25 protein-coding genes, 1 tRNA gene and 1 riboswitch are annotated in these 24,953 nt (G+C 72.2%); of the genes, 17 read left to right on the forward strand and 9 right to left on the reverse strand.

Features of this window, described 5'->3' with window-relative positions; translation table 11 throughout:
- Positions 1–19: 19 nt before the first annotated feature.
- From ACFVYF_RS08230 to ACFVYF_RS08275, 10 genes are all read left to right on the forward strand, one after another.
- On the forward strand, positions 20–760 hold the full coding sequence (locus tag ACFVYF_RS08230) for a ThuA domain-containing protein (protein ID WP_389452651.1): 741 nt from the start codon (positions 20–22) through the stop codon (positions 758–760).
- Positions 757–1,527, forward strand: a complete 771-nt coding sequence (locus tag ACFVYF_RS08235) for a sugar phosphate isomerase/epimerase family protein (protein ID WP_389452654.1) — start codon at positions 757–759, stop codon at positions 1,525–1,527. The genes ACFVYF_RS08230 and ACFVYF_RS08235 overlap by 4 nt, the downstream gene beginning before the upstream one ends.
- A complete protein-coding gene (locus tag ACFVYF_RS08240) occupies positions 1,524–2,507 on the forward strand; it encodes an NAD-dependent epimerase/dehydratase family protein (RefSeq protein ID WP_389452657.1) in 984 nt (327 codons plus the stop codon). The genes ACFVYF_RS08235 and ACFVYF_RS08240 overlap by 4 nt, the downstream gene beginning before the upstream one ends.
- Before the next feature lie 109 nt (positions 2,508–2,616).
- Positions 2,617–3,387, forward strand: coding sequence for a GntR family transcriptional regulator (locus ACFVYF_RS08245; RefSeq protein WP_389452660.1), 771 nt, complete (start codon positions 2,617–2,619; stop codon positions 3,385–3,387).
- Positions 3,388–3,640: 253 nt separating this feature from the next.
- Positions 3,641–4,675, forward strand: a complete 1,035-nt coding sequence (locus ACFVYF_RS08250; RefSeq protein ID WP_389452663.1) for an SIS domain-containing protein — start codon at positions 3,641–3,643, stop codon at positions 4,673–4,675.
- 55 nt (positions 4,676–4,730) lie between these two features.
- On the forward strand, positions 4,731–5,636 hold the full coding sequence (locus tag ACFVYF_RS08255) for an N-acetylglucosamine kinase (RefSeq protein ID WP_389452666.1): 906 nt from the start codon (positions 4,731–4,733) through the stop codon (positions 5,634–5,636).
- A gap of 1 nt (position 5,637) precedes the next feature.
- Complete coding sequence (locus ACFVYF_RS08260) at positions 5,638–6,552, forward strand: alcohol dehydrogenase catalytic domain-containing protein (protein ID WP_389452669.1); 915 nt, start codon at positions 5,638–5,640, stop codon at positions 6,550–6,552.
- A gap of 199 nt (positions 6,553–6,751) precedes the next feature.
- On the forward strand, positions 6,752–8,218 hold the full coding sequence (locus ACFVYF_RS08265) for an FAD-binding protein (RefSeq protein WP_389452672.1): 1,467 nt from the start codon (positions 6,752–6,754) through the stop codon (positions 8,216–8,218).
- Positions 8,219–8,318: 100 nt separating this feature from the next.
- Positions 8,319–9,095, forward strand: a complete 777-nt coding sequence (locus tag ACFVYF_RS08270; RefSeq protein WP_389452674.1) for a hypothetical protein — start codon at positions 8,319–8,321, stop codon at positions 9,093–9,095.
- Between the two features lie 182 nt (positions 9,096–9,277).
- On the forward strand, positions 9,278–9,892 hold the full coding sequence (locus ACFVYF_RS08275; protein ID WP_389452676.1) for a sigma-70 family RNA polymerase sigma factor: 615 nt from the start codon (positions 9,278–9,280) through the stop codon (positions 9,890–9,892).
- A gap of 231 nt (positions 9,893–10,123) precedes the next feature.
- Here ACFVYF_RS08275 and ACFVYF_RS08280 read toward each other — a convergent pair whose 3' ends face one another.
- On the reverse strand, positions 10,124–10,315 hold the full coding sequence (locus ACFVYF_RS08280) for a CsbD family protein (protein WP_389452679.1): 192 nt from the start codon (positions 10,313–10,315) through the stop codon (positions 10,124–10,126).
- A 116-nt stretch (positions 10,316–10,431) separates the two neighbouring features.
- Here ACFVYF_RS08280 and ACFVYF_RS08285 point away from each other — a divergent pair, with 116 nt between their 5' ends.
- Positions 10,432–10,827 (forward strand): VOC family protein, encoded by a 396-nt coding sequence (locus ACFVYF_RS08285; protein WP_389452682.1) that lies wholly within the window; start codon positions 10,432–10,434, stop codon positions 10,825–10,827.
- Between the two features lie 77 nt (positions 10,828–10,904).
- On the opposite strand, the gene ACFVYF_RS08290 is transcribed toward ACFVYF_RS08285, so the two are convergent.
- From ACFVYF_RS08290 to ACFVYF_RS08300, 3 genes are read right to left on the reverse strand one after another with little or no spacing between them, the layout of a single operon-like run.
- Positions 10,905–11,555, reverse strand: a complete 651-nt coding sequence (locus ACFVYF_RS08290) for an endonuclease (protein WP_389452685.1) — start codon at positions 11,553–11,555, stop codon at positions 10,905–10,907.
- Positions 11,556–11,590: 35 nt separating this feature from the next.
- Complete coding sequence (locus tag ACFVYF_RS08295) at positions 11,591–11,929, reverse strand: DUF3140 domain-containing protein (protein ID WP_389452687.1); 339 nt, start codon at positions 11,927–11,929, stop codon at positions 11,591–11,593.
- Entirely contained in the window at positions 11,926–12,063 is a 138-nt protein-coding gene (locus ACFVYF_RS08300) for a hypothetical protein (RefSeq protein ID WP_389452690.1), read from the reverse strand. The genes ACFVYF_RS08295 and ACFVYF_RS08300 overlap by 4 nt, the downstream gene beginning before the upstream one ends.
- A 393-nt stretch (positions 12,064–12,456) precedes the next feature.
- Between ACFVYF_RS08300 and ACFVYF_RS08305 the strand changes: the two genes are divergently transcribed.
- From ACFVYF_RS08305 to ACFVYF_RS08315, 3 genes are all read left to right on the forward strand, one after another.
- The gene (locus ACFVYF_RS08305; RefSeq protein WP_389452693.1) at positions 12,457–13,965 is read left to right on the forward strand and encodes a long-chain fatty acid--CoA ligase; all 1,509 of its coding nucleotides are present in this window, start codon (positions 12,457–12,459) and stop codon (positions 13,963–13,965) included.
- 74 nt (positions 13,966–14,039) lie between these two features.
- Positions 14,040–14,810: a sulfite exporter TauE/SafE family protein gene (locus tag ACFVYF_RS08310; RefSeq protein ID WP_389452695.1), complete on the forward strand. Its 771-nt coding sequence runs from the start codon at positions 14,040–14,042 to the stop codon at positions 14,808–14,810.
- Between the two features lie 149 nt (positions 14,811–14,959).
- Positions 14,960–15,706 carry a cobalt-precorrin-6A reductase gene (locus tag ACFVYF_RS08315; RefSeq protein WP_389452698.1) on the forward strand — a complete coding sequence of 249 codons (747 nt, stop codon included), beginning with the start codon at positions 14,960–14,962 and terminating at the stop codon, positions 15,704–15,706.
- A 264-nt stretch (positions 15,707–15,970) separates the two neighbouring features.
- Here ACFVYF_RS08315 and ACFVYF_RS08320 read toward each other — a convergent pair whose 3' ends face one another.
- From ACFVYF_RS08320 to ACFVYF_RS08330, 3 genes are all read right to left on the reverse strand, one after another.
- Positions 15,971–18,055, reverse strand: coding sequence for an MDR family MFS transporter (locus ACFVYF_RS08320; RefSeq protein WP_389452701.1), 2,085 nt, complete (start codon positions 18,053–18,055; stop codon positions 15,971–15,973).
- Between the two features lie 169 nt (positions 18,056–18,224).
- Entirely contained in the window at positions 18,225–18,995 is a 771-nt protein-coding gene (cobF, locus tag ACFVYF_RS08325) for a precorrin-6A synthase (deacetylating) (protein ID WP_389452704.1), read from the reverse strand.
- 108 nt (positions 18,996–19,103) lie between these two features.
- On the reverse strand, positions 19,104–19,631 hold the full coding sequence (locus ACFVYF_RS08330) for a DUF309 domain-containing protein (RefSeq protein ID WP_389452707.1): 528 nt from the start codon (positions 19,629–19,631) through the stop codon (positions 19,104–19,106).
- 115 nt (positions 19,632–19,746) lie between these two features.
- On the opposite strand from ACFVYF_RS08330, the gene ACFVYF_RS08335 reads away from it, so the two are divergent.
- A tRNA-Pro gene (locus ACFVYF_RS08335) sits at positions 19,747–19,820 on the forward strand.
- 117 nt (positions 19,821–19,937) lie between these two features.
- Here ACFVYF_RS08335 and lexA read toward each other — a convergent pair.
- Positions 19,938–20,612, reverse strand: coding sequence for a transcriptional repressor LexA (gene lexA / locus ACFVYF_RS08340; RefSeq protein ID WP_389452710.1), 675 nt, complete (start codon positions 20,610–20,612; stop codon positions 19,938–19,940).
- Positions 20,613–20,854: 242 nt separating this feature from the next.
- Positions 20,855–20,949, forward strand: a riboswitch (TPP riboswitch).
- On the opposite strand from lexA, the gene ACFVYF_RS08345 reads away from it, so the two are divergent.
- Both ACFVYF_RS08345 and thiD read left to right on the forward strand, forming a co-directional pair.
- Positions 20,939–22,363: a purine-cytosine permease family protein gene (locus tag ACFVYF_RS08345; RefSeq protein WP_389452712.1), complete on the forward strand. Its 1,425-nt coding sequence runs from the start codon at positions 20,939–20,941 to the stop codon at positions 22,361–22,363. It overlaps the preceding riboswitch by 11 nt.
- Positions 22,360–23,211 carry a bifunctional hydroxymethylpyrimidine kinase/phosphomethylpyrimidine kinase gene (thiD, locus tag ACFVYF_RS08350; RefSeq protein ID WP_389452715.1) on the forward strand — a complete coding sequence of 284 codons (852 nt, stop codon included), beginning with the start codon at positions 22,360–22,362 and terminating at the stop codon, positions 23,209–23,211. Before ACFVYF_RS08345 ends, thiD begins: the two co-directional genes overlap by 4 nt.
- Positions 23,212–23,521: 310 nt before the next feature.
- Here thiD and ACFVYF_RS08355 read toward each other — a convergent pair whose 3' ends face one another.
- Positions 23,522–24,796: an ArgE/DapE family deacylase gene (locus ACFVYF_RS08355; protein ID WP_389452717.1), complete on the reverse strand. Its 1,275-nt coding sequence runs from the start codon at positions 24,794–24,796 to the stop codon at positions 23,522–23,524.
- Positions 24,797–24,953: the final 157 nt, after the last annotated feature.

Consider the following 24,953-nt stretch of genomic DNA (forward strand, 5'->3'; position numbering starts at 1 on the left):
GTCCCCAGGAAGGACCCGGATGAAACTGCGAGGCTCCGCCTCGGCCCTTGTGGTGGTGGAGGGAACCGACCTCCACCACGACCTCATCGGCGCCGCCCTGGCGCTCCAGGAGATCGTCACCGAAGCCGGACTGTCCACGGCGCGCGCCGTCGGCCTCGACCGCTTCACCGACCCGATGCCCGCCACCGCGGAAGCCGACGTGTACGTCCTGTACCGCTCGTCGACCGTCTTCGAGCCGCGCCAGCAGAAGGCACTGGCCGACCTGGTGGCCGCCGGGAAGGGCCTCGTCGTGCTGCACGCCAGCAACCTCTTCGGCTTCGGCGAGGGCGGCCTCGACGCGGACCGCACGGCGTACGAACTCATCGGGTCCCGATACCTCTCCCACGGCGACTCCGGCTCCGAAGGCCGCTTCGACGTCCGGATCCGCGCCGAGCACCCCGTCACCCGCCACCTGGACGACTTCGCCATCGACGACGAGTACTACGTCCTGGAGTACGCCGACGACGTACAGGTCCTCGCCGACCGCGAACGGCCCGACGGCTACACCGAACCGCTCGTCTACGTGCGCGAGCACGGCGCGGGCCGGGTCTGCTACAGCGCACTCGGCCACGACCCGCGCGCCTGGGGCAGCCCCGGCTTCCGGCAGCTGGTGCGACAGGCCGCACTCTGGGCCGCCGGGCTCGACGACGTGGACAGCGTGGACAGCTGGTCCACCCGCTGGCCGCTGGGCAACGGGCGCACGATCGGAGACCGCGCATGACCACGTCCCCGCCGCCCGTGATCGCGGCGCAACTGTGGTCGCTGCACAGCGAGGCGGCCCACGACCTGCTGGGCGTCCTGGCCAAGGTCGCGGCACTCGGATATCCGGCGGTCGAGACGATCAGCCTGTACGGACACCAACCCGCCCGAGTACACGCCGAGTTGGACGCCCTGGGTCTGGTCCTGTGCAGCGCCCATGCCCCCTTCCCCGTGGGCGAGGACGCCGACGACATCCTCGACACCTACGAGGCGTTGGGCGCCGGCACTCTCGTGTGGAGCCTGGAGCCCGAGGAGTTCACGACTCTCGACGCCCTCCATCGCGGCGCCGAGCGCATCAACCGCGCCGCCGCGAACGCCGCCGTTCGCGGCCTGACCATCGCCTACCACAACCACTTCGCGGAGTTCCGCAACGTCTTCGACGGCCGTACCGCGTACGACATCCTGCTCGACGCGCTCGACCCCGCCGTGCTCCTCCAGCTCGACACCTACTGGGCCCACACCGGGGGCGTCGATCCAGCCGCACTCGCCGCGTCGCTCGGCGAGCGTCTCCTCTCCGTCCACCTCAAGGACGGGCCGGCGCGCGGCATGGACGACCACATGGTGCCCTTCGGCGAAGGAGTCGTGGATGTGGAGGCCGCCGCCCGCGCCAACCCGGCCGTGCGCTGGAACATCGTGGAAATGGACCGCTCCCACCACGACATGTACGAACTCCTCGGCCGCAGTTACACCCATCTGGTCGGGCGCGGCCTGGCCCGCGGAAAGCGGTGAGTTCCACGATGCGCGTCCTCTTCCTCGGCGGCACCGGCGTCCTCAGCGCCGCCTGCGTATCCGACCTCGCCGGGCAGGGCGTCGAGTTGACGATCGTCACGCGGGGCCGTGACACGCGCCGACCCGTCCCGCCTCAGGTCAGGCACCTGCAGGCAGACGTCCGCGACGGCGCCGCGATGGACACCGCGCTCGCCGAGACCGAGCACTTCGACGTCGTCGTCAACTTCATCGGCTACCACCCCGACGACATCGCCGCCGACGTCGCCCGCTTCACCGGCAGGACAGGACAGTACGTCTTCATCTCCACCGGCTCGGTCTACGCCCGTCCCGCGCCCCGCCTCCCCGTGGACGAGTCCTCCGCCCGCCGCGCCGCGGACTTCGACTACCCGAGGCTGAAGCTGGAGTGCGAGGACGCCCTGGAACGCGCCTACCACCGGGACGGATTCCCCGCGGTGATCATCCGGCCCGCGCACGTCTACGACGAGACGGTGGTGCCCCTCCTCGCGGGCTGGACGGCCATCGACCGCTGGCGACGCGGACTGCCCACCGTCGTGCACGGCGACGGCACCTCGCTGTGGAACCTGATGCACGCCCGCGATTTCGCCCACGCCCTGACCCGGCTGCTCGGCGACGACCGGCTCACCGGCGAATCCCTGCACATCACCTCGGACGAGCTCCTCACCTGGGACGGCATCCACACGACGCTGGCCCGCGCCGCCGGCGTCGAACCGCTGCTCGTGCACCGCTCCAGCGAGGACATCGGCCGCGAGATCCCGTGGATGGGGACCGTACTCACGGAGGACTTCCGGCATTCCCTCATCTACGACAACAGCAAACTCCACCGGCTGCTCCCGCAGTTCACGCCCGGCACGCCCTTCCGCCGGGGCGCCGTCGGCATCGTCGACTGGTTCGACGGCGATCCCGGGCGCCGGCGTACCGACAAGGAACTCGATGCGGCCTTCGACCGACTGGCCGGATGAAACGGGGCGCCCGAATGGAACAATGGACCGGAAGCGAACAACGGACCGGAACCCACGCGAATTCGACACCGCAGGAAAAGCTGCAGGAAAAAGGGAAGGTCAGGACACGGTGAACACGACGCCTGAGGACACCTTGGCGCCCATCGCCGCGGACCATCACGAACCCCTGTGGGTCCAGGCCGTCGCGGCGATCGAGCAGCGGGTCAAGGACGGTTCGCTCCCGGCCGGACGTCGCCTTCCCGCCGAGCGTGAGCTCTGCGGTCAACTGGGCATCAGCCGTGTCACGTTGCGGCGCGCCCTGCGTGAGCTGGTCGAGAAGGGGGTGCTCAGGTCCTCGCACGGCCGCGGCTGGTACGTCGCGGAACACGGCGGCACCGACCGGGAATGGCCCAACTTCCTGGAGTCGTTCAGCGAGACCGCACGCCGCAAGGGTCTGACGCCCTCCTCGCTGGTGCTGAGCGCAGACGTCAGCCCGGCCACGCTCGACGAGGGCGACGAGTTCGGGGTGGCCGCAGGGACGGAACTCTTCCGGCTGGACCGGGTCCGGATGCTCGACGGGCTGCCCATCGGCGTCGACTCCTCGCGGGTCCCGCTGAACCTGGCCCCCGGCCTGGCGCACGTCGACTTCGCCCACGCATCCATGCTGGACGAACTGACCGCGACCGGATCCGAACCCGTCAACGCCGAGTCGATGGTCGAGTCGCGCGGCTGTCCCGCCGACCTCGCTCCGCACCTGGACATGGCTCCCGGTGATCCGGTGCTCGTCATGGAGTCGGCGATGACGGACGCCAAGGGGCGGGTCGTGCTGATCACAACCATCACCTATCGGGGTGACCGGTACCGGCTGCGGACGTCGTTCGCACGGGGCGGGTCAGCCTGAGGCGATGCCCTCCTGCGACGTGCGAACGGTAAGTGCCGGCGCAGCGGGCTGATCACCGTCCCGGCACCAGGCACCCGTGTGCCGGCTGGGCGGATGTCCGCCTTCCGCCCACCTCCGACCCTTCGTACGTCTCACAGCGCGAGCCGCGGGTCTCGTACACCAAGCCGGCCGCGTGCCGCCCGTCGGGCACCTGACGCCATCCGCAGTCGCAACCCGGCGCCGACATCGGGGCGCCCCCATGAAAGGAACTCCCGTGCCCGCAGCTCCCGAAGGGACCATTCCGTACTCCCAGGGCCGAGCGGCACAACCCGCCGCCCTGGCACGGATCGTGTCCCGCGTAGCCGCTCAACTCGACGTACCGAGCCGCATGTCGGCGGCTCGGCGTCCCGTCTTCACCGGCATCGGCGCGAGCCATGCCGCGCTCGCGCTGCCCGTACGGCTGCTGGAGGAGCACGGTCTGCCCGCCCGCCGCGTACTCGCAGGTGACCTCGTGCCCGAGGCGGTCTTCGCCGACGCGGACCTCGTCATCGGCGTTTCGCAGTCCGGCCGCAGCACCGAGACACTCGACGCGCTCGACCAGGTCCCACGCGAACACCGCGCCGCCCTGGTCAACGCGGCGTCCTCGCCGCTCGCCGAGAGTGCGGCGCACCGTATCGACCTCGGCAGCGAACCCGACAGCTACGCCTCCACCGTCGGCTACACGGGCACGCTCATCGCGCTGACGATGATCGCCCGAGCCCTCACCGGCCGGCAGCCGGCACAGGTCACCGCCGAATGGGCGGGCATCGCGGGGCTGTTGGAGGAACAGGAGCGGGCGATCGCCACCACGGTCGACGAGTTCGCCGTACGAGCCGCCGACACGGTCGCCGCGGACCTGGTCGCCTCCGGGGCCGCACGCAGCGTCACGGAAGCCGGAGCGCTTCTGCTGCGCGAGGTCTGCCGGGTGCCCGCCACCGCTCTGGCCACCCGCAACTACCTGCACGGCGCCATGGAGTCGGCGGGCGGGACCCTGCACGTCACGGTCGGGGACGGCCGCGAACTCGACCTCGCCCGCACGCTGGCCGAGGCGGGCCACCCCACCCTCGCCCTCACCAGCGCACCCCTCACCGGCGCCGGCCTGCTCCACGTCGCCCCGATCCCCGGTCACCTCTCCCAGCCGGTCCGCACGGTCCTGCAGACGATCGTCGTGCAGCGCCTCGCGGGCGCGCTGGCCCAGGCACGTGGCGTGGACATCGAGGACTTCGTCTTCCACCACGCCGACACGAAGAGCGAGGAGCCCGTCGGATGACCCCGACCCCCTTCAAGTACCGCACGGGCAACACCGAGACCGAGGAGCGCAGGGCATGACGCCCATCGTCGTAGGCATCGACATCGGCGGCACGAAAACCCACATCCTCCTCGCCGACGCCGTCACTCACACGGTGACCGAGGATGTCACCCTCCCGAGCACCGACTGGCAGACCCGCGATCTCCACCGGGCGGCGGACTGGCTCATCGCCCGGTTGAGCGCCATCGCCGGCGACGCGGAGTTCGTCCGCGTCGCCGTCGGCGCCCACGGTTGCGAGACCACCGCGCAGTGCGCACTTCTCGCCGGAGCCATGCGCACCGCGCTGGGCGACATCCCGGTGACCGTCGTCAACGACGCCGAACTCCTTGTCCCGGCAGCCGGGTTCGCGCACGGCATCGGAGTCGTCGCGGGCACCGGCTCCATCGCTGTCGGGCGGCATCGCGACACCGGCGTCCGGCTGTCCGCGGGAGGCTGGGGGTGGGTCCTGGGCGACGAGGGATCCGGCTCCGCTCTGGTGCGCGAGGCCGCACGCGCGCTTCTCACCCACGCCGACACCGGCACCGACCTCTCCGCGGATCCTCTGGCGAAGGCACTGCTCAGCTCCTACGGCGCGGCGGACCTCCCGGCGCTGGCCGCCGCGATGAGCTGGGACGGCGGCGTGGAGACCTGGGGGCGCCACACCCACGCGGTCTTCAACGCGGCGGACGACGGCTCGGCCCTGGCCCGCGACGTCATCGCACAGGGCGGCCACGCTCTGGCCGACCTGGTGATACGCCTGGCCGAGCGCGGTGCCCGCACCGACACCGTCGTCCTTGCCGGCGGCGTCATCACCGGCCGGCCGCGCCTTTGGACCGCTGTCACCGACCGTCTCGCCGACGCGTTGCCGGGGACCGCACCGCATCTGCTCACCGCCCCGCCGGCGCGCGGAGCCCTGACCCTGGCACTGAACGGAGGCCACTGACATGCGCTGGTCCCAAGTGATCTCCGCCCGCACGAGTGAGTCCGTCGAGGGCCCCGACACCCCGCCGCGCCCCGGCGAAGTCGTCGTACGTACGGTGCTGAGCGGTCTGTGCACCTCCGAACTGCCCGCCTGGACAGGACACGACGGAGGCACGCCCCTCCGCCTGGGACACGAACTGTCCGGTGAGATCAGCGCGATCGGCCCCGGGGTCCACGGATGGACCGTCGGTGAATACGTCACCGGCTTCGCAACAGGGGCCCTCGCCGAGGCTGTTCACGTCCCGGCCAGGGATCTGGTCCCGCTTCCCGCCAACCTGAACGCCGACACCGTCCTCGGCGAGCCGGTGGCCTGCGTGGTCGAGGCGCTGTCCCGATGCGGCCTGACTCCGGGGCGGCGGGTCGCTGTCGTCGGGCTGGGCTTCATGGGACTGATCGCCGTCCAAGTGGCCGCGGCCGCCGCACCGGTTCATCTCGTGGGCGTCGACCGGCGACCCGAGGCCCGTGCCCTCGCCACCAGTCTCGGCGCGCACGCCGGATGCGCGCCCGCCGATGCCGAACCCGGCTCCTTCGACATGGTCGTCGAGCTCACGGGATCGGCCGGGGGTCTGCAGCTGGCCGGTGAACTCACCGCGGAACACGGCGTGTTGTGCATCGCCGGCTACCACCATCACGGTTCCCGCGCCCTGGACATCGAGCTCTGGTACCGGGGCGTCACCATCGTCAACGGCTTCACCCCCCAGCGCCACCGACAGCTCCAAGCACTCCGTGAGGGACTGCAATTGATGTCCGACCGGCGGCTGACCCTGGAGCCACTGCTGACCCACCAGGTCCCACTGGACGACCTCGACGCGGGATTCCGCCAACTCGCCAAAAAACCGGCCGGATTCGTGAAGTGTGTCGTACGGCCCGGAACGTGACCCGGGCAGACCGCTTCACCCTTGTCGTGGGGCCCACGCTCCGCGGGGAGCCGGCCCGCGACCCCGCCGGCACAGGGCCGGTCCGGCTGATCGTACCGGGGTGCGGGCGCTCTCGTCCGTAGCCGACCTGCTCCGCACGACAGGGCCTAGTATTGACGGCCGTTGCCCGCATCATTCGGCCCCGCCCCAGGAGGCGCGCATGCCCCGGACGCCATCGCGACGTACCGCACTGCACGGCCTCGTGGCCACCGGTGCCGCGGTGATCGGGCTGGACCCCTTCACGCGCAGTTGGGCGGTCGGCGCGTCCGACCGCCCGCTGACCGAACTCCCGCCGCTGGACGGGACTGTGCATACGGACGAGGCGTCGCTCAACGCTGCCGCCGACGACTTCGGTCACATCGTCCATCGGCGTCCGGCCGCGGTACTGCGGCCGGGTTCCGTCAGGGATGTCGTCGCGATGGTCCGCTTCTGCAACGCACACGGGCTGCCGTGCGCCCCACGCGGTCAGGGGCACGCCACCCGTGGCCAGGCGCAGGTCGACGGCGGCCTGGTCATCGAGACCACACCGCTCGACGCCATTGGTTCGGTCGGACCCCGGAGTACGACGGTCACAGTCGGGGCGGGTGCCAAGTGGAGCGACGTGGCCAAGGCCACCTCGGCCCACGGACTCACACCCCCGACCTTCACCGACTACCTCGAACTCTCCGTCGGCGGCACGCTGTCGGTCGGCGGCCTCGGCGGCCAGACCCACCGGCACGGCGCCCAGGTCGACAACGTCACCGAACTCCAAGTCGTCACCGGCGCCGGGGAGTTCGTCACCTGCTCCCCGGTCCGCCACCGTGACCTGTTCCTCGCCGTACTCGCCGGACTCGGCCAGTGCGGCATCATCGTCGGCGCCACCCTGCGTCTGGTCCGCGCCCCCGAGACCGTGCGCCACTACCTGCTGCCGTACGACGACCTGCGGACCTTCCTCGACGACCAGCGACTGCTCGTGCGGGAAGGCCGATTCGCCTATGTCGAGGGCCAGGTCACCGCGGACGCCAACGGGGACTTCCGTGGCTACCTCCTGGAAGCCGTCGCCTACGGACCACCCGTCGGTCCCGCCCCTGACGACAGCGCACTGTTGCGCGGGCTGCGGCACACCCCGTCCGGGGTTCAGACGTCGGACCTCGCCTACTACGACTTCCTCGACCGGCTCGCCCCCGGCGTCGCCGCGCTGAAGGAGGCGGGACTCTGGTCGCACGCCCACCCCTGGCTCAACCTGTTGCTGCCGGGGCGTTCGGCAGAGGCGCTCGTCACCACCGTGCTGGACGACCTCACCCCGGCCGATCTCGGCTCAGGCGTCGTCCTTGTCTACCCGCTGCTGCGCGAGCGGCTCCACACTCCGCTGCTGCGCACTCCCGACGACCCGGTGCCGTACCTCTTGGCCGTCCTGCGCACCACCCCGCCCGATGACACGGTGACCGTCAACCGTCTCCTTGCCGCCAACCGCACGGCTTACGACACTGTCCACGCGGCCGGGGGCACCCAGTACCCGGTCGGCTCCATCCCCTTCGACCGGGCTGACTGGCGCGAGCATTTCGGCCCCACCTGGCGTCGGCTGGCCACTGCGAGAAACACGTACGACCCGCGCGGAGTCCTGGTACCGGGACAGGGCATCTTCTGACGGTTGTTGCGGATCACGCCTTCCGGATCGAGTGACGCACAGGTCGATTTCCGTACCCGACCATGACGCCCGAGCTCCGAATGCGAGGATGAGGCCCGTCATGACTGCTGGATGGGGTTCTCGCACGGTTCGGGCCGCGGTGTTCGCGGTCGTCTGCGTGCTGCTCGCCGCCCTCGGACACGTCATGATGTCCGGCTCCTCGGTGCCCTGGTGGGCGATGGCCGGGGGAGCCGTGGTGACCGGTGGTGCCGGCTGGAGTCTGACCGGCCGGGAACGCGGACCGGTGCTGATCGTCTCCGTGGTGGTCGTCGCGCAAGGGCTGCTCCACACGGCGTTCTCACTCGCGCAGCCGCTGTCCTCCGGCGGGGCTCCGGGCCCGGCAGGCATGGACCCCATGTCGATGGACTCCTTGTCGATGGGCTCCATGTCGATGGGCTCCATGTCGATGGGCTCCATGGGCGATGACACGGGCGCTGGTCCCATGAGCGCCATGCACATGGGTTCCGGGCATGCGGTCTCGATGGATGCCATGGATCTGGGGCACATGGGCGCAGGCCCCATGACGCAACCGGGACACGGCATGGGGGCCATGTCCTTGTTCGGCATGTCCTCGGTCGGCATGCTCACCGCCCACCTGCTGGCCGCGCTGCTGTGCGGCCTCTGGCTCGCGCACGGCGAGCGCGCCGTCTTCCGTATTCTGCGGGCCGTGGCCGGCCGGCTGGCGGCACCCCTGCGGCTGCTGCTCGCCCTGCCCACGCCGCCGCACCGTCCGCGGATCCGCGGACGCCGTGGTCATGAGCGGTGGGTGCCGCGGCGGCTCCTGCTCGCTCACGCGATCACCTCCCGGGGCCCGCCCGTGGGGACCGCTGTCGTCTGAGACAGCCGGTTCCCCGAGGTGCCGCCCGCGTGCCTCGGGCTTCGGCCGTACCTCCGCGTACGGCCGCACCCCCCGCGCCGGACCACCGTGCCCGCCGCCCTCCCGCCATGACGCCGACGTGCCACCGCGTCCTCGCGAGAGCGCCGGCCGGTGCGGACCCGGATGACCGAGAAGGACTCCAGGTGATCACTCCTGCCCTGCCCGCCCCGCGCGACGCCGGCCGGCGAACGGCATCGAGCGACGAGTCGACAACCGCCTGGGCGCTGGCCGCCCGCGGCGGTGACCCGGACGCCGTCGACCGCTTCGTCCGTGCCCTGCACCGTGACGTCGTGCGGTACGTCGCCCATCTGTCCGCGGACCCCCAGGCCGCCGACGACCTCGCCCAGGACACGTTCCTGCGCGCGCTCGGCAGCCTGCATCGCTTCGAGGGCCGTTCCTCGGCGCGTGCCTGGCTGCTGTCCATCGCGCGCCGCGCCGTGGTCGACAGCCTCCGGTACGCCGCCACCCGGCCGCGGCCGGCCGACCTGCCGGACTGGCGGCCCACCGCCGAGCGCGCGCAGCCGCGCGGCCTGCCCGGCTTCGAGGACGGCATCGCACTCCTCGACCTGCTTGCCGCACTGCCCGACGAACGCCGTGAGGCGTTCGTCCTCACCCAGTTGACGGGCCTGCCCTACGCGGAGGCGGCCGAGATCAGCGGCTGCCCCGTCGGAACCGTCCGCTCCCGAGTGGCCCGCGCCCGCGCGACCCTGACCGCTCAACTGGCCGAGGCCGACGCGTCCCCGGCGCCGGCCGCCTGACAGAGCCGGTGCCGGTGTTCGTCAAGAGGGCGGCATACCGGCGCCGTTGGGCTCGTGTGCCGTCAAGAGGGCGGCACACCGGCACCCTTGGGCTCGCCGGTTCGAGACGACCGCGGTCCGGCACAGCGGACCTCCCCACCGGACCGGTGGGGAGGTGTCCGCGGCTCGCTCCGCGGGGCCGGTGGGGAGGCATTGGCCGCCGGCTTCGCGGGAGCCTCCCCACCGGGGGCGTCAGTGGCGGTCGCGCTTCATGGAGTCGCCGGTCTCCTGGGCTCGCTCCTGCACCTTCCCCCGGACCTTCTTGGCCTCGCCGCGTGCCTGCTCGAGCTTGCCCTCGACCTCGCGCTCGCGGTCGCCGGTGACCTTGCCGGTCATCTCCTTGGCCTTGCCCTTCATCTTGTCCATACCGCCCTTGTCGACCATGGCTTCTCCTTGGGTGGGGGGGGTGCTTGCCCGCCCAACGTAAGGGGGGAGGAGCAGGCCCCGCCCGCTGAAGCGTCACGTTCCGTAGTCGGGGTCCCTGCCAGTAGCGTGACCGGGTGGAGACTCCACCGCGTTTCACGCTGTCCGCGTCCGTGCTCGACGCGCCCGACGCCCGTGAGCTGGCGGCGTTCTACCGGGACCTGCTCGGCTGGACGGTACGGGCGGACGAGCCCGACTGGGTGACGCTCGCTCCGCCGGAGGGCGGGGCCGGCCTGTCGTTCCAGACGGAGCCGGGGTTCGTCCGGCCGCGCTGGCCGTCCGCCCCCGGCGCCCAGCAGATGATGCTCCACCTGGACATCGAGGTCGACGACCTGTCCGCGGCCGTCGACCGTGCCGTGACCCTGGGGGCGACTCCGGCCGAGTTCCAGCCCCAGGACGACGTCAGGGTCCTGCTCGACCCGGCGGGTCATCCGTTCTGCCTCTTCGTCCGCGCGGCCGGCTCCGAGGACTGACGCAGAACTTCGGGACACCGCGTACTGCGGGCAGGGCTGCGGGCAGCAGGGCCGCGGCGTGCGTGAGGACGTCCTCGTCACCGGACGCTGCCGAGGACCTCCTCGGCCACCTGCTTGTCCAGCGCGGCGCGGACCAACGCGGCCGCGAGCACCGCCGGTTCGGTGTCACCGGAGAGGCCGGCGAGCCGGCCCGGGTCCTCCGGGAGCCCCAGCCGGTGCGCCCCCGACAGAGCCTTGGCGTCGATGTACGGCGCCGCCTCCGGCCAGACGCGCTGGACCTCGCGCAGGAAGATGTCCGCCCCCGCGGGTCCGATGCCGGGTACCTCCCGCAGCAGGCCGCGCAGCCGGTCGAGGTCACCGTCGGCCTCGGCGCGCATACGGCGCACATCGCCTCCCCAGCGTTCCGTCAGAAGCCGTGCTCCGTCGCCGAGTTGGGTGGCCGTCCGCTCGTCGTAGCGCCGGTAGCCGCCGGCGCCCAGCGCGTCGACCCGTTCCTGCCAGGTCGCGTCGGCCATGCGGCGGGGGTCGCGGAGCCCCGCGTCGTGCAGGGCGCGGCTGGTCGCGACGGCGACGGAGGCGCGGATGCGCGCACTGAGCAGACAGGCCAGCACAAGGGTGCGGTACAGCGGTTGCGGGGTGTTCCGCAGGGTGATGCCCGCTTCCTCGGCGTACGTTCGGCCGTAGGAGGTGACGAGTTCCTCGATCACGCGTCGCTGCCGCTCGCCCATGGTGCACCTCGCTGTCCGTCGCTCGTGGGTACGCCCTACTGAGGCGGTTTGAGCGGGTCGTGGCCCAGTGTCATCAGCCGGTGGCGGCGCCGCTCGTCGTCGGCCGCGCGGTCCTGCTCCTCGTCCGTCTCCTCGGTGACGGTGTCCACCACCTCGTACATCACGCTGATGTCGTCCTCGGTCAGGTCGGTGCGGCGTTTCTGGAGGATCCCGAGGACGTGCTCTCCGGTGGGCGTGCCCGCGTGCTCGGGCGGGGGCTCGGCGTCCTCGACGGCGTCCTGGACCCGGAGCCAGGCCGCCAGCTCCTGGGAGGTCATGTTCACCACGCGGTGGAACTCGGCCCACAGCGCGTCGAGCTCGAGGGCGTCGGTCATCGTGTCTCCTCTTCGGGCGTGCCGGGGGCCGCGTGCCACTCTTCGGGCGTGCCGGGGGCCACGTGCGGCGCGGGCTCCCCGGTGCCGGCGGCACGCAGCGACGGGCCGTCCACCGCCTCGCGCATTCGGTCCATGGGGCGCGGGTGCCCCGGGGCGGAAGGGAGGAAACCGGCCGGATCCGTTGGTGGCGGAGTGCGGCGGTCCGGCTGCGGGGAGAGCTTCCCAGGGGGTGGGGCGCCGGTCTATAGCCGAAAACTAGCAGTGCTAATTAACACGGTGGATCGTCACTTCGTCCGGTGTCCATCCGGTGTCCGTCAGGAGTCCTGTCGTGCGTCCCGTCCCTTCCGCGGCAGCCCGCCCGGGCGCCGGCCTCCGTGGACCCCCCGGCATCGATCCGGACCTGGTCAACCCGACCGGCGGTGCCGGCACGCTCGGCCACCCCCGAGGCGTACGACGCCGGGCCGCTGATTCCGTACCCGCAGTCCCTGGTCCAGAGCCGCACCAGCAAGGAAACGGAGCAATCCTCCATGGCAACCCTGTCCCTCGCCGCGATCCTCGCCGAGAACGCCCGGCGCCGCCCGGACAAGACGGCGCTGGTCGAGGGCGACCTGCGCCTGACCTTCGCCGAGGTGTGGCGAAGCGCCCGTGCCCAGGCCGGTGCCCTCGTCGGGCTGGGCGTCCGGCCGGGGGACCGGGTGGCGCTGATGGCGCCCAACACCGCCGAGTTCCCAGCCGCCTATTACGCGATCGCGGCGGCCGGCGGTGTCGTGGTCCCCGTCCATCTGCTGCTGTCCGCCGCCGAGGTCGAGCACGTGCTGAAGGACAGCGGGGCGAGCTTGCTGCTCTGCCATCCGGCGCAGGCGACGACGGGGACGGAGGCCGCGCGGGAGGCGGGCGTGCCGGTCGTCACGCTGGGCGCCGAGTTCGAGACCCTCGCGGCGGACGCCGAACCGCTGCCGTCGTACGTCACCCGCCAGGCCGACGACCCCGCCGTCGTCTTCTACACGAGCGGTACCACGGGCGTTCCCAAGGGCGCCGTGCTCAGCCACTTCAATCTGGTGATGAACGCGACCGTCAACGCCTTCGACGCCAACGACATCCGCCCCGACGACATCGCCCTCGGCGCGCTCCCGCTCTTCCACGCCTTCGGCCAGACCGTCTCCATGAACTCCGTCTGGCGGGCCGGCGCGACCCTCGTGCTGCTGCCCCGCTTCGACGCGGCCCGCGCGATCGAGCTGATGGTCAAGGAGGACGTCAACACCTTCCACGGCGTGCCGACGATGTACGTCGCCCTGGCCGCGGCCGCGGCCGCCGCGGACACGCTCCCGGAACTGCGCGTGTGCCATTCCGGAGGCGCCTCGCTGCCCGTCGCCGTCCTGGAGCGCTTCGAGGCCGCGTTCGGTACGAGGATCTACGAGGGGTACGGGCTGTCGGAGACCTCGCCGACCGCGACCGTCAACCAGCCGCTGTTCGGGACGCGGGCGGGCACCATCGGCCACCCGCTGTGGGGCGTGGACGTCGAGATCGCCAGGGCGGAGACCGAGGAGCGCATCGAGCTGCTGCCGCCCGGAGAGCTCGGCGAGGTCGTCGTCCGCGGGCACAACGTGTTCTCCGGCTATCTGGGCCGGCCCGAGGCGACCGCCGAGGCCATGGTCGACGGCTGGTTCCGCACCGGCGACCTGGGCACCAAGGACGAGGACGGCTTCCTGCGGATCGTCGACCGCAAGAAGGACATCATCATCCGCGGTGGCTACAACGTGTATCCGCGGGAGGTCGAGGAGGTCCTGATGCGCCACCCGGGGGTGGCGCAGGTCGCCGTCATCGGTCTGCCGGACGAGCTGCACGGCGAAGAGGTGTGCGCCGTCGTCGTCCGCGCACCCGGAGCCACGGCGGACGGCCCGGAGATCACCGAGTGGTCCAAGGAGCACCTGGGCCGTCACAAGTACCCGCGCCGCGTGGAGTTCACCGACGAGATGCCGCTCGGTCCGAGCATGAAGGTCCTCAAACGGGAACTGCGGACGCGGTACGGCGGCTGACCCCGGCGGAAGGGGCCACCTGGCGAGACGGTCCTTACGGCGGCGAGATAGGTGGGCATAGCATCGGTTCCCGCATGAACACGATGACGCTCTGGCACATATCCCTCTGGGAGTTCGCCGCGCTGGCCGCGGCCGCTCTGCTCGTCGGCTTCTCGAAGACCGCCGTGAGCGGGGCCAACACGGTCAGCCTCGCGATCTTCGCCGCCGTCCTGCCGGCCCGCGCCTCCACCGGCGCCCTGCTGCCCGTCCTGATCGTCGGCGACATCCTCGCCGTCCTGGCCTACCGGCGGCACGCCCACTGGCCCACCCTGTGGCGGCTGTTCCCAGCGGTCGCCGCGGGCGTCGTCCTCGGCACGCTGTTCCTCGTCTGGGCCGACGACGCAGCCGTCCGCACCTCCATCGGCGCGATCCTGCTGTTCATGGCCGCGGTCACCCTGTGGCGCCGGAGGGCGGCCAAGGACCACGAGCCCGACTCGGTGGCGACACGGACGGGCCGGGTCAAGGCGCGTTCGTACGGCGTCCTCGGCGGTTTCACCACGATGGTCGCCAACGCCGGCGGTCCCGTGATGTCGATGTATCTGCTCTCCGCGGGCTTCCGGAAGCTCGGCTTCCTGGGCACCTCGGCCTTCTTCTTCCTCATCGTCAACGTCTCCAAGGTGCCCTTCAGCGTGGGGCTCGGCCTGATCGACGGGAAGTCCCTGCTGCTCGACGCGGCGCTGGTGGTGTTCGTGCTGCCGGGCGCGCTGCTCGGCAAGTGGGCGGTGAACCGGATCAACCAGCGGCTGTTCGAGCGGCTGGTGATCGCGGCGACGGTGGTCGGCGGGGTCCAGCTCCTGCTGCGCTGACCGCCGTTGCCGTTGTCGTTGCCGTTGCCGTTGCCGTTGCCCTTGCCCTTGCCCTTGCCGTCGTCCGTCGTCCGTCGTCCGCCGGCCCGTCGCCGGGCAGTCCGGCACCCGGCGGTGCAGCGACAGGCGGTCCCCGTACGCTCGACGCCATGTCCCCGCACTTCCTCCTCCTCGGCGGTACCACCGAGGCCCGCGAGCTCGCCGCCCGGCTGGCGGCACGCCCCGGAGTGCGCGTCACCACCTCTCTCGCGGGACGGGTGTCGCGACGCGGAGCGCTCGAAGGGGACGTCCGCATCGGGGGGTTCGGCGGCGCGGAGGGGCTGGCGGCCTGGCTGCGCGAGCACCGGGTGGACGCCGTCGTCGACGCCACCCACCCCTTCGCCGACGGCATCACGGCGAACGCGGCGCGGGCCGCGGCGGCGACCGGCGTCCCGGCCGTGGTCCTGCGCCGCCCGGGGTGGCGGCCACATGCCGACGACCGCTGGCACCCGGTCACGTCCCTCGCCGCCGCGGCCGAGCTGCTGCCGGGCCTGGGGCGCCGGGTGTTCCTCACGACCGGTCGTCTGGGCCTCGCGGCCTTCGCCGACCTGGCCGGACTCCACTTCCTCGTACGGTCGGTGGAGGCGCCGGAGCCGCCCATGCCGCCGCACACCCGGGTGCTGCTGGCCCGCGGCCCGTTCACCGTGCCCGGCGAGACGGCCCTGCTGCGCGAGCACCGCATCGACGTCCTGGTGACGAAGGACAGCGGGGGAGAGGCGACCTCGGCGAAGCTGACGGCCGCGCGCGCACTGGGCCTCCCGGTCGTCGTCGTACGCCGTCCGCCCCTGCCTGAGGGCGTGCTCGCGGTGCCCGACGTGGCCGGAGTACTGGACCGGCTGCGCCTCGCCGCACCGTGAGCCGGCCCAGGCGCGGATCCGCAGGCCGACGCGGGCGGGAGCCGAGGCCCCGATCGGGTGGTCAAGCGGACGCGGCAGGGGCCAGCCCCGGACCCGGGTGGTCAGGCGGACGCGGCAGGGGCCAGTCCCGGACCGGGGTAGGCGGGCGAGGCGGCGGGAGCCAAGGCCCGGACCCGGGTGGTCAGGTCAACGCGGCGGGGAGCCAAGGCCCGGACCCCGGTGCTCAGGCCGACGCGGCAAGGGCCAAGACCCCGACCCCGGTCGTCAGGCCGACGCGGCAGGGGCCAGGGCACGGACCCGGGTGGTCAAACCGTTGGCCAGGTCCTCGGCGAGGAGGCGCTTGGCGATGCTGTCGACCGCGGCCCGGAGATCCGCGCCGGACGGGCGGCCGATGTCCTGCTCGACGCGCTGGGCGAGCCAGGTGCCCCAGGCCTTGCCGATCACGTCCGCCTCGCGCCGGCCGGCCTCGGTGTGCGAGAAGAGCGAACCGTCACGGGTGAGGTAGCCCTCGTCGACCATGCGGTCGAAGACCGGCACCAGGACCTCCGGCGGCAGGTGGCGGCGGGTGGCGATCAGCCCGAGGTTGGCGTGGCCGACCATCCGGGTGAACAGTTCGACCTGCATCACGGCCCAGGCCCCCGCGACATCCAGCCGGGTGTCGGAATCCAGCACGATCCGCCGGGCGGTGTCCAGCTCCGTACCGCCGATGATCTTTCCGACGGCCGCCTCCAGCAGCCGCTGCGAATCCGCGCTGGACGGGGACGCGAAACCCTCGCCCATGTCCGTCGAGCCCATCCGCGCGCTGTCCCGCAGCTGCACCTGCTTGAGGAACAGGGCCACCAGGAAGCCCAGGAGCGCGACCGGCACCGCCCAGAGGAAGACGGTGTGGATCGTGTCGGCGTACGCCTGGATGATCGGCCGGGCCGCGGCCGACGGAAGTCTGTGCAGCCCCTGCGGGCTCTGCGAGGCCTGGGCGATCGCGGCCGCGTCGGCGGCACCGGTCCGCGTCGCGTCCCGCACCCCGTCCGCGAGGTTCGGCTTGAGCGCGTTGGTGTACACCGTGCCGAACACCGCCGTGCCGAACGAACTGCCCAGCGTCCGGAAGAAGGTGACGCCCGATGTCGCCGTACCGAGATCGGAGTACTCGACGGTGTTCTGCACGGCGATCGTCAGCACCTGCATGCACAGACCGATCCCGGTGCCGAGCACGAACATGTAGACGGACGACAGCCAGGTGCTGGTCCCCGGGCCCATCAGGGAGAGGAGGTAGAGCCCGAGCGCCATCACCAGGGCGCCGATGATCGGGAAGAACCGGTACTGCCCGGTCTTGCTGACCACGTTGCCGCTGAAGATGGACGCGATGAGCAGGCCGATGACCAGGGGCAGGGTGCGGACGCCGGAGATCGTCGCCGAGTCGCCGTCGACGTACTGGAGATAGCTCGGCAGATAGGTCATCGCGCCGAGCATCGCGAAGCCCACGATGAAGCTGAGGATCGAGCAGACGGAGAAGACGGGATTCGTGAACAGCCGCATCGGCAGCATCGGCTGGGCGGCGCGCGTCTCGACCCAGCAGAAGAGGCCGAGGGCGATCACGCCGCCCACGAACAGGCCGATGATGACGCCCGAGCCCCACGCGTACTCGTTGCCGCCCCAACTCGTCGCCAGGATCAGCGCGCTCGCGCCGACCGCGACGAGGGCGATGCCCAGATAGTCGATCACCGGCCGGACGGCCGACTTCACGACGGGAATCGTGCGGGCCGCGGCGATCACCACCACGATCGCGATGGGCACGTTGACGTAGAAGGCCCACCGCCAGGTCAGATGGTCGGTGAACAGCCCGCCGAGCAGCGGCCCGATGACGGTGGCCACGCCGAAGACGGCGCCGATCGCGCCCTGGTACTTGCCGCGCTCGCGCAGCGGGATCACATCGGCGATCAGGGCCATGGCCGTGACCATCAGCCCGCCGGCGCCGATGCCCTGCATTCCCCGCCAGGCGATCAGCAGCGACATGTTCGTGGCGAGACCGCACAGGAACGAGCCGGTGATGAAGATGATCGCCGACGCCTGGAAGACCAGCTTGCGGCCGAAGAGGTCACCGAACTTGCCGACCAGCACCGTCGCCACGGTCTCCGCGAGGAGATACGCGGTGACCACCCAGGACATGTGCGCGGCGCCGCCGAGATCCGACACGATGGTCGGCAGGGCCGTGCCCACGATCGTCTGGTCGAGGGCCGCGAGCAACATGCCCAGCATGATCGTCACGAAGACGATGTTGCGGCGCCGTGAGTCCAGCACCGGGGGCTCGGGCGCCGGGGCTGCGGGCGGCGCGGATTCCTCTGTGGTCGTCACAGGGTCACCCTCACATCGGGGCAGGGCGTGTGCATGCCGGGAGATCCGCCCGGCGTACGTGAACGCCGGTACCTGTCCGGTCGATCACGGTGAAGGGGAAGCCGCGGCGCCTTGGCAGTCGGATGTACGTGCCACACTCCGCGTCTCCGCCGTGATCGACGGACACGCCCTAGCCCCGCGGACGCCTGCGCAGCAGGTAGGTGTCCATGATCCAGCCCTTGCGCTCCCGGGCCTCCGCGCGCAGGCGCTCGATGCGGGGGGCCGCCTCGGCTATCGGCCCCGAGGCGAGGATCTCGTCCGGGGTGCCGATGTAGGCGCCCCAGTAGATGTCGATGTCCTGGTCGGCGTACGCCCGGAAGGCCTGGTGGGCGTCGAGCATCACCACCACGTCGTCCACGCCCTCGGGGAAGCCCTCCGCCAGGCGGCGCCCGGTGGTGATCTGGACGGGGCGCGCGACCCGGTTGAGTCCCGTGCGGTGCCTGGCGACGAGGGCCGAGACACTGCTGATCCCCGGAACGACGTCGTACGTGAACGCGACCGTGCCCCGGTCGAGGATCTCCTCCAGGATGCCGAGCGTGCTGTCGTACAGCGCGGGGTCGCCCCAGACCAGGAACGCGCCGCTGCCGTCCTCGCCCAACTCCTCGGCGATCAGCCGTTCGTAGAGGGCGGCGCGGGCGCTGCGCCAGTCACCGACGGCGGGGGAGTAGGCCGCGCCCCCGGCGGCCCGGTCGCGATCCGGGTCGCGCGCCTCGACCAGCCGGTACGCCCCCTCCGGCAGATGCGCGTCGAGGATGTCACGGCGCAGCTGGACGAGGTCGGACTTCACCTCGCCCTTGTCCAGGATGAAGAACACGTCCGTGCTCTTCAGCGCCTTGACCGCCTGCAGGGTCAGCTGGTCGGGATCGCCCGCCCCGATTCCGATGACATGAATCTTTCGCACGCCCCGAGTCTGCCCCACGCCACTGACAGCCGGTCTATCCGGGTTCGCTCCCGCGCAGTCGCGGTGCCCACGCCACGGCGTCGACCGCCGTACCGTCCCGCTCCGCGACTATCCGGGTTCGCTCCCGCGCAGTCGCGGTGCCCACGCCACGGCGTCGACCGCCGTACCGTCCCGCTCCGCGACCCCCGCCAACCTCCGCGCCCAGTCCGCCAGTTCCGCCAGATCCATCCCGTACGGACTGTCCTGTCCGGATTCGGCGGCCCACTGCTCGGTGGCGTCCGCCCCGCGTCGCAGCAGCCGGGCGCCGCCCGTCGTGTTCCCCCGGGCCGCATGGGTCAGCCCCACCGCGAGCTGGGCCAGCCCGCGCCACAGCGCGCGCTCGTCCGCCGGGCCCGACTTCCAGGCGTCTTCGAAGACCTCGTGCGCGTGGAACGGCTTGCCCGCCGCCAGCAGCGCCTGCGCCTCGACGACCGTCTCCGCGGGACTGCGTACGACCCCTTCGGGCTGCCGCTCCACCCCGTCCGTGCCGTACGGCAGGGGCCGGCCGAGACCGTCCCGGGGACGGGCATTGCGTGCCCGTCCCTCCGCGTCCCGGTCGCGTCGGCCGTCCGTCCCGGCCCTGGGAGTCCCGTTCATGTTCCGATTGTCCCGCGCCGGCCCCGGTGCCGCCCCCGCGCCCCCGGCGGACCGGCCCGTGGTGTGCGGTAAAGTGCTGTTCGCGCGATCACGCGGTTCACCGCGGCGAGCGCACCGGGACGTGGCGCAGCTTGGTAGCGCACTTGACTGGGGGTCAAGGGGTCGCAGGTTCAAATCCTGTCGTCCCGACGGTGCGAAGGGTCTTCGCGGGCGAGAGCCCGCGGGGGCCTTTTCTCGCTTGCACCGCTCCCGCGTGGCCGCCGTGTCCCCGTAGCCGCCGCCGGCGGGTCAGGCCCCCTGTCGCCGCTACAACTGGCGCATCAGGCCCACCACTCGGCCCAGGATCACCGCGTCCTCGCCGGGGATCGGCGCGTAGGCGGAGTTGCGCGGCATGAGCCACACCTGACCGTCCTGCCGGCGCAGCTGCTTGACCGTGGCCTCGTCCTCCAGGAGCGCGACGACGATGTCGCCGTGATCGGCGCTGTCCTGGCGGCGGACGGCCACCACGTCGCCGTCGCAGATGGCCGCCTCGATCATGCTGTCGCCGCTCACGGTCAGCGCGAAGAGATCGCCGTCGCCGACTATTTGGCGCGGCAGCAGGTAGACGTCCTCTATCGCCTCTTCGGCCAGGACGGGCGTGCCCGCGGAGATGCGGCCCACCAGTGGTACTGCGGCCGGCTCCGGCCCGCGCTCGGCGTCCAGACTCGGCGCCCAGCTGGGCCGTACCTGATACGCGCGGGGCCGGTGCGGATCGCGGTACAGGACGCCCTTGCGCTCCAGCACCGACAGCTGGTGGGAGACCGAGGAGGTGCTGGCCAGCTCGACCGCCTCGCCGATCTCGCGCATCGACGGCGGGTAGCCCTGCCGAGCCACCTCGGTCCTGATGAACTCGATGATGGCCTGCTGGCGGCCGGTCAGCTCGCCCTCCACCGACCCGGTCCCGGGCGGCCGGCCGCGGCGTGCCCGCGCGAGGTTCTCCACCTGCGCCCCCTCTGTTCAAGATCCCGTCAGGGCGTCACCATAGCCCGCCCTCCCGGACAAAGGGAACGTCGTCCGCGTATCACGGTATTCACACCGAGGCGTCCCTCCCGAGGCGCACTTCGGGACCGTGCGGCGCGGCCGTGACCCGCCGCACCGGCCCGGTCACCGTCCGCGGACCGTGCTCGGCCACTGTCCACCCCCACCACCTGGACGTACGCGCGCGCCGGGCTATCCTGGCCGGCGTACCGGACACGGGGTGCCCCGCACGAGGGCTGAGATCACACCCGTCGAACCTGAACCAGTTAGGACTGGCGGAGGGATGTCTCATGTCATGGCCGCATGCCCGCGGTGAGGTGGCCGTCGGGGCCCCACAGCGCGTCTTCGACGGGCGGATGCCCGCCGCTCCCGGTGATCTGCGGGTCGAGGCCCGTGGCATCGCACCCGTCCCCGAGGACGCGCGGTACGGCAGCCCGGCCCGGCTGTTCACCGTGTGGTTCGCCCCCAACCTGACCATGACGGGCGTGTTCACCGGCACCGTCGGCGTCGCGCTCGGCCTCGACTTCGCCACCGCCCTCACCGCCGTCGTCCTCGGCACCCTCCTGGGCGCGGTGCCGACCGCGTACCTCGGCACCTGGGGCAGTCAGACCGGTGCGGGGCAACTCCCGCTCGCCCGGCTGGCGTTCGGCCGGGCCGTCGCGGTGCCGGGCGCCCTGCAGTGGCTGTCCTCGATCGCCTGGGACGCGCTGATCGGCCTGTTCGGCGGGGACGCGCTGGCCCAGCTGTGCGGCTGGCCGTTCTGGCTGGGCGTCCTGGTCGTGATGGCCGCCCAAGGAGCTCTCGGTGTCCTCGGATACGAGGCGATCCACCGGCTCCAGACCGTGATGACCTTCGCCCTCGCCGCCGCCTTCGCCGCGCTGACCGCCAAGCTGCTCAACGGCAGCCACCCGACCGCCGTCGCCACGGTCCACGGCGCCGACCGGGCCGGCGCGTTCGTCCTGACCTGCACCATCGCGCTGAGCCTCGCGCTGTCCTGGGCCCCCTACGCCAGTGACTTCAGCCGGTACCTCCCGCGCACCGCGTCCCGGCCGCGGATGTTCTGGTGCACGCTGCTCGGGGTCAGCGTGTCCTTCGTGGCCGTCCAGGCGCTGGGCCTGTGGGGAGCGTCCGTCTTCACCGACCAGACCGCCGGGGGCGTCGACACCCTGCTCGGCGGCGGTGTCCTCGGTGCGTTCGGCCTGCTCGCCGTCGCGCTCGCGGCCCTGTCCAGCAACGCCATGAACGACTACAGCGGCTCGCTGGCCCTGCAGACCATGGGGGTGCGCCTGCCGCGCCCGGTCGCCGCCGCACTGGCCGCCGTCCTCGGCTTCCCGCTCGTCCTGTGGATGCACGCGGCCGACACCACCACCCGCTTCCAGAACGTGCTGCTGCTCGTCGGCTACTGGATCCCGGGATTCGTCGCGATCGTGGCTGTCGACTGGCTCGTCCGCGCCCGGGCCCGCGCCGGCGCCCCGGTCGACCTGGCCGCCGAGAGCGCCCGCCCGCAGCCATGGTGGCCCGCGCTCACGGCGTTCGTCGTCGCCTTCGCCGCCGCCGTCCCGTTCATGAGCACCAGCCTGTACGTGGGTCCGGTGGCCGACGCCCTGCACGGCGCCGACCTCGCCTACGGGGTGGCCTTCGTCGTGGCGCTCGCCGTGTACGCCCCGCTGCGCCTCGGCCTCGGCCGCGGTGCCTCGAAGGAGGCCCGGGTATGACCCAGCCCGCCCACTCGCCGGCCGCCGCGACCCCCTCGGTTCCGGCAGCCTCCGTCGCGCCGCCGCGCGTCCTGACCGTCGCCGGATCCGACTCCGGGGGCGGCGCCGGCATCCAGGCCGACCTGAAGACGATGCTCGCGCTGGGCGCGCACGGCATGAGCGTGCTGACCGCGGTCACCGCGCAGAACTCCCTCGGCGTCCAGGGGGCGTGGGAGCTGCCGGCCGAGGCGGTGCGGGCGCAGTACCGCAGCGTCGTGGACGACATCGGCGTACAGGCGGTGAAGACCGGCATGCTGGCCTCGCCCCTGCTGGTCGAGACCGTCGCCGAGCTGCTCGCGGACACCGCCGCACCCGTGGTCGTGGACCCGGTGAGCGTCTCCAAGCACGGTGACCGGCTGCTCGCCGACGACGCGCTGGACGCCGTACGAACCGTACTGCTGCGGGTCGCGACGGTGGCGACCCCGAATCTCGACGAGACGGCGCAGCTCACCGGCGTCTCGGTGACGAGTGAAGGCGACATGCGCCGGGCCGCGGAACGGCTCCTGAAGTTCGGGCCGCGGTGGGTGCTCGTGAAGGGCGGTCATCTGCCGGGCGAGGCCGTGGACCTGCTGACCGACGGCAGCGAGGAGCACTGGCTGCGGGCCCCGCGCCACGACAACCGCCATACACACGGCACGGGTTGCACCCTGGCCTCCGCGATCGCGGTCGGCCTGGCGCAGGGGTATCCGGTACCGGAGGCGGTACGCCGGGCGAAGGAGTACGTCACGGGTGCGATCGCCGCGGGCTTCGCCCTGGGCGCGGGCCTGGGCCCGGTCGACCACGGCTGGCGGACCCGCCCGGGCCGGTGACGTCCTGCGTCCGCACTCGGTCGTCGCGGTGGGCCGGGCGCGGGCCCGGTCGACCACGGCTGGCGGACCCGCCCGAGCCGGTGACGTCCTGCGTCCGCACTCGGTCGTCGCGGTGGGCCGGGCGCTTCCCGCCGGCCGGTCCCGGTGGGCCGGGCGCTTGTCCGGGCGGCTCCCGGTGGGACCGGGCGTCTCGGGCTCCCGCGGTTCAGGCGGGCCGGGGCCGCTTCCCTGTTACCGGGTTCCCGAGGCTTCGGTGAGCGGCCGTCTCCTGTTAGCGGGTTCCCGAGGCTTCGGTCACGGCCGCCTCCCGTTACCGGGTCCCCGCTTTCCTGAGCGCCGTGAGGACCAGCGTGCGGGTGACGGCGACGGTTTCGGCGAGCGATACGCGTTCGCCGGGGCCGTGGGCGAGGCGCACGTCGCCGGGGCCGTACTGAAGCGTCGGTATGCCGGCCGCCGCGTAGAGCCGCAAGTCGCTCCCGTACGGCGCGCCGCGCTCCCGGGGGCCGGGGGAACCGGAGGCGTCCGCGTGCGCGGTGCCGACCACCTCACGCAGCGGATGCCCGGGGGCGAGCCTGCCACTGGCGAACTGCCCGCCGGTCCAGGAGACGACGGCCGGATGGTCGCGCAGCCACGGGTCGTCCGCGCACGCCCGGGCCACGCACTGCTCGAACTCGGCGCGTGCCGCGGCGGGTTCCTCACCGAGCCGCAGCCCCAGTCGCCCGTCGGCGACCAGGAGGCCCGGCACGCTGCTGGCCCAGTCCCCGGCCCGCAGCATGCCGACGGACAGGCAGTAGGGGATGGGGTATTCGGCCATCAAGGGGTCCGGCACCTTGTTGCGTACGACCTCCAGCCGGGCGAGCGCCGCGCCGATCGGCGTGTAGGCGTCGATGGCGCTCACACCGGCGTCCCGGGTGCTCGCGTGCGCGGACCGGCCGGGCACGGTGACACGGAAGGTCAGGGCGCCCGCGTTGGCGGTGATCAGGGTGCCGCCGGTCGGCTCGGTGATGACGCAGGCGTCACCGCGGTGTCCGCGGCGCAGGGTCCCGAAGGCGCCGAGCCCGCCGTCCTCCTCGCCGACGACGAAGTGGCCGGTCACGCTGCCGCCCAGCCGTACTCCACAGGCGCGGATCGCCGCCAGCGCGGCGATGTTGGCGACGACACCGGCCTTCATGTCGCAGGCGCCCCGGGCGTGTACGACATCCCCGCGCACCCTCGGCACGAACGGGTCGCCGGCCCACTGGGTGAGGTCGCCGGGCGGCACCACGTCGACATGGCCCTGGAGGATCACGGTCGGGCCGTCCGCCGCGCCCGGCAGCGTCGCCACCAGGCCCCACGCCTCCTCCCGCGGCACCTCCGTGCCCGGGAAGTCCGGGTCGGAACGCAGGGTGGCCAGGTCCATCGGCCACAGGTCGACGTCCAGGCCCAGCCGGTCGAGATGCCGGGCCAGATGGTGCTGGAGTTCGGACTCCGCCGCGCTGCCCGTCACGCTGGGCACGGCCAGCACGTCGAGCAGCAGTGCGGCGACGGCCGCCTCGTCGACCGCTTCCAGGGCGGCGGACTCCTCCGCGCTGAGCCTCGCGCGCAAACCGCACACTCCTGTCGCCTGCCATGCGTCGATGGGGGTGTGTGGATGCTATGAGCGGGCGGAGTGCGCAATCAATCGCCGTTTGTTCTCCGTTGAGATGCCTTTCTTGCGAAAACACGATCCGTATGGCGAAATCTTGCGTGCGAGGAAGGTGGGA

Origin of the sequence: Streptomyces sp. NPDC058274, from assembly GCF_042881375.1 — a bacterium.
Taxonomy (GTDB): domain Bacteria; phylum Actinomycetota; class Actinomycetes; order Streptomycetales; family Streptomycetaceae; genus Streptomyces.